At 71.8% G+C, this 3501-nt stretch carries 5 protein-coding genes and 1 pseudogene; 2 read left to right on the top strand and 4 right to left on the bottom strand.

The window, feature by feature from the left end; translation table 11 throughout:
* Nucleotides 1-276: pseudogene (locus I5I_RS12330) on the bottom strand (GNAT family N-acetyltransferase); the annotation flags it as partial.
* 44 nt (nucleotides 277-320) lie between these two features.
* Between I5I_RS12330 and dapB the strand changes: the two are divergent.
* Complete coding sequence (dapB, locus tag I5I_RS12325) at nucleotides 321-1139, top strand: 4-hydroxy-tetrahydrodipicolinate reductase (protein WP_036320057.1); 819 nt, start codon at nucleotides 321-323, stop codon at nucleotides 1137-1139.
* Nucleotides 1136-1585, top strand: coding sequence for a hypothetical protein (locus tag I5I_RS12320; protein WP_036320055.1), 450 nt, complete (start codon nucleotides 1136-1138; stop codon nucleotides 1583-1585). Before dapB ends, I5I_RS12320 begins: the two co-directional genes overlap by 4 nt.
* On the opposite strand, the gene I5I_RS12315 is transcribed toward I5I_RS12320, so the two are convergent.
* From I5I_RS12315 to I5I_RS12305, 3 genes are all read right to left on the bottom strand, one after another.
* Nucleotides 1586-2509, bottom strand: a complete 924-nt coding sequence (locus tag I5I_RS12315; RefSeq protein WP_036320051.1) for a TIGR01777 family oxidoreductase — start codon at nucleotides 2507-2509, stop codon at nucleotides 1586-1588.
* Nucleotides 2502-2927: an OsmC family peroxiredoxin gene (locus I5I_RS12310; protein ID WP_036320048.1), complete on the bottom strand. Its 426-nt coding sequence runs from the start codon at nucleotides 2925-2927 to the stop codon at nucleotides 2502-2504. Before I5I_RS12310 ends, I5I_RS12315 begins: the two co-directional genes overlap by 8 nt.
* A partial coding sequence (locus I5I_RS12305; RefSeq protein WP_036320044.1) for a DNA glycosylase AlkZ-like family protein occupies nucleotides 2924-3501 on the bottom strand: 578 nt, incomplete at its 5' end. The genes I5I_RS12305 and I5I_RS12310, both read right to left, overlap by 4 nt.

Here is a 3501-nt window from a genome sequence, read left to right as displayed (position 1 = left end):
CGATGCCCGAGCTCGTGCGCGCGCGACAGGGAGCCGGCGTCGATCGCGGTGACGCCACCGGCCTATCCGTCGGATGCCGCCGCATCCGACGTCCGCCCCTTCCTCGTCGACGAGGACGAGGAAGACACCTGCTGGCGGGGTGAAGACGGATGCCGTGGGAAAGACGGGACGGTAGGCCTGGCCCTGAGGGAAGGCGTCGGCGCGCATCTGGAAGTACTCCTCCAGGAGGGCATGTGCGCGCGGGTCGTCGGCGGCGAGGGCGTGGAGCAGCACCATCCCTCGAGCGTAACCGTGTCGGTCGCACGGCCTAGGCTGGAACCATGACGACGAGAGTGGCCCTCGTGGGCGGCACCGGCAAGCTCGGTGCGATCATCGCCGGCGTGATCGATGAGCTCGACGACTTCGAGACGGTCGCCGTTCTCGGCTCTGCGAGCGATCTCGCCGAGATCGACGCGGCCGATCTCGTCGTCGACGCGTCGACACCCGGCGTGTCGATCGATGTGGTGCGGGCGGCGATCGAACGCGGCAAGAACGTGCTCGTCGGCACCTCCGGGTGGTCCACCGAACGGATCGCGCTGGTGCGCCCCCTCGTCGAGGCGGCGGGCACGGGCGCGGTCTTCATTCCCAACTTCTCCCTGGGCTCTGTCGTCGCCACGGCGTTGGCGGCGGCTGCGGCGCCGTTGTTCCCCTCGATCGAGATCGTCGAGACCCATCGCGAGACGAAGGTGGATTCACCCAGCGGCACGGCCGTGCGCACCGCCGAACTGATCGCCGACGCCCGCGTCGGGGTCGGCCCGGTGGAATCGCCGCACGTCGACCAGAGGGCGCGCGGCCAGCAGGTCGCCAGTGTTCCCATCCACTCTCTGCGACGACCCGGTGTCATCGCGAAGCAGGAGACGATCCTGTCGGGGCCGGGGGAGTCGCTGACGATCGTCCACGACACGGTCGAGCCGGCACGTGCCTACGCACCCGGCATCCGCGTCGCCCTCGCAGCCGCGCGCGACGCGCGCGGGGTCACGATCGGCCTCGACGCGCTCATCGATCTGGGACTCGGTGCGCCGCGCGACGCCGCGTCGGCGAGCGAGGTCATCGACGAGGGCGCCGTTCCGGGCCAAGTCGCCCGCGTCACCGGGGCATGAAGGCCCGCGCCGGTGTCGCCGTCATGGCGGCGCTGCTCGTCCTCTACATCGTCCTCGTCGCACAGCGCGCGTGGCTGTTGTTGACCTCGGGGCAGATCATCGGCGTCGCGATGGGGGTGGCGCTGCTCGTCCTGCCCGTCATCGCCGGGTGGGCGCTCTGGCGAGAGCTCTCATTCGGGCGCAGTGCCGAGCGACTCGCACGGCGTCTGGAGGCCGAGGGTGCGCTGCCGACCGAGGAGATGGATGTCCGTGTGAGCGGCCGTCCCGATCGTGCGCAGGCCGACGCCGTGTTCCCGCACTATCGAGAAGACGTCGAGGCGCACCCGACCGATTGGCGAGCCTGGTTCCGGCTGGGGCTGGCCTACGACGGCGCCGGCGACCGACGCCGCGCCCGCGAAGCCATTCGGCGGGCGATCACGCTCGAGAAGAAGCCGACGACGCGCTGATCACGCCGGCACCGCGGCGGCCACGGCATCCTCGACTGTCGGGTGCGAGAAGACGAAGCCGGATGCCGTGAGCGCTTCGGGAACCACGTTCATGTCGCACGTGAGCAGTCCCTCCGCCGCATCGCGCCCGAGCACCAGCTTCAGCGCCCACTCCGGCACCCGCAGCAGGTAGGGGCGGTTCATCCGTCTCGCGAGCGCCAGACCGAGGTCGTTGGCCGTCGTCCGCTGGGGAGCCGCGAGGTTGACAGGGCCGGTGAGGGCGTTGTCGATGACATGCCGGATCGCGCGGACCTCGTCGTCGAGAGAGATCAGCGGCCAGACCTGCGTTCCGCGCCCGATGGGGCCTGACAGGCCGAGTTTGGTCAGCAGCAGAAGGGGCTTGAGAACACCGTCGGCGTGCACCACCGGCGCGGTCCGCAGCAGGGACACGCGGGCACGATCTCCGGCGCCGCGCGTCGCGGCCGTCTCCCACTCGCCGCAGAGGTCTGCGAGGAAGGAGTCTCCGCGGGGCGACGACTCCGTGAAGGTGACTCCCGTCGCCGACGGGTAGTAGCCGACCGCGGACGACGACACGAAGTGCGGGGCGTCATCGCCGAGGGCGCGCACGGCTGCCGCCAATGCCTGGGTCGGCGCGATCCGCGACCACACGAGGTCGTGCTTGTACCGCCGCGTCCACGGGAAATGCCCGAGGGTGGCTCCGTTGAGACCGACGACGGCCCGCGCCCCTTCGAGGGCGGAGGGCGGCAGCGGTCGGCTCGCCGGATCCCAGGAGAGCTCGTCCGGCGCGGCGCTGGGGCGGCGCACGAGGCGCGTCACGGCGATGCCGTCGGCGCGCAGGCTCGCCACGAGGGCACGGCCGATCAGGCCGGAGGCTCCGGCGACGACGACGCGCCCCTCGGCGCGCGACGAGTCGTTCTCAGGCAAGCGTGGCCTCGAGGGTGATCTCGATGCCTGCCAGCGCGGCCGAGACGGGGCATCCCGTCTTCGCTTCGCCGGCAATGCGGGCGAAGTCCTCGGCCGACAGCCCCGGGACCACCGCGTTTACGTTCAGGTGCGAGCCGGTGATGCCGGTGCCCGGGATGAAGGTGACAGACGCCGTGGTCTCGATGCTCTCGGGGGGCGTCCCGTTGCCGGCGAGCGCGTGCGAGAGTGCCATGCTGAAGCACGAGGAGTGCGCCGCGGCGAGCAGTTCCTCCGGTGTCGTGACCGAGGCGGAGCCCTCACTGCGAGCCTTCCAGTCGACGGCGAACGGACCTTGGTTGGAACTCTCCAGGGCGATCTCGCCGGACCCGTCGGTGAGGGAGCCCTTCCAGCTCGTGGACGCTTCGCTCGTGACGCTCATGTGTGCTCCTCGTGTCGGATGGCCCCCTCGGGCAGGAAGAAGCCGCTCGCCACGCGCCCTTGCGACTCCAGCCGTTGCAGCGCCTGGCGGGCGACGGCGCCGCCGACGCCGAGCCGCCGTGCGACGTCGGCCGTGCGGAACGGGCCGTGGGTGCGCGCGTAGCGCGCGACGAGGTCGGCGAGGGGGTCGGCGACGGGCTCGAGGAAGGCGAGCGGAATGCCGACGGGCAGCGCGGCGCCCAGAGCATCGCGGAGCCGCCCGGCGTCCTCGATGGCCGCGACCCGCTCGACACCGCCGACACTCACACGGATCGCCCGACGTGCCGCAACGAGCTGATCGAGGAAAGCGGATGCCGCGCCGTGCGTGCCCGCGTCGCTCTCGGCATCCGTCGGGGACGGTGCCACACCCGCAGACGCGTCCTGCGACTGCGCAGCCGGTGGGGGCAGTCGCGCCGCGACCTCGATCGCGTCGAGCGGTCCGAGAAGGCGCAGCAAGTCGGGGACGCCCTCTAGCCCGGGCACGCGCCGCGACGGGTCCAGCCGCTGTGCCTCGCGTTCGACCTGCGCGATCCCGG

Source organism: Microbacterium sp. B24, assembly GCF_000333415.1.
Lineage (GTDB): Bacteria > Actinomycetota > Actinomycetes > Actinomycetales > Microbacteriaceae > Microbacterium.
Note: the sequence above shows the minus strand (reverse complement) of the source record. Positions and strands in the feature narration are given on the sequence as shown.

Bases quoted from the DNA above. Each gene is read 5' to 3' on its own strand.
- I5I_RS12320 (WP_036320055.1), top strand. From the start codon at position 1,136: ATGAAGGCCCGCGCCGGTGTCGCCGTCATGGCGGCGCTGCTCGTCCTC.
- dapB (WP_036320057.1), top strand. From the start codon at position 321: ATGACGACGAGAGTGGCCCTCGTGGGCGGCACCGGCAAGCTCGGTGCG.
- I5I_RS12310 (WP_036320048.1), bottom strand. From the start codon at position 2,927: ATGAGCGTCACGAGCGAAGCGTCCACGAGCTGGAAGGGCTCCCTCACC.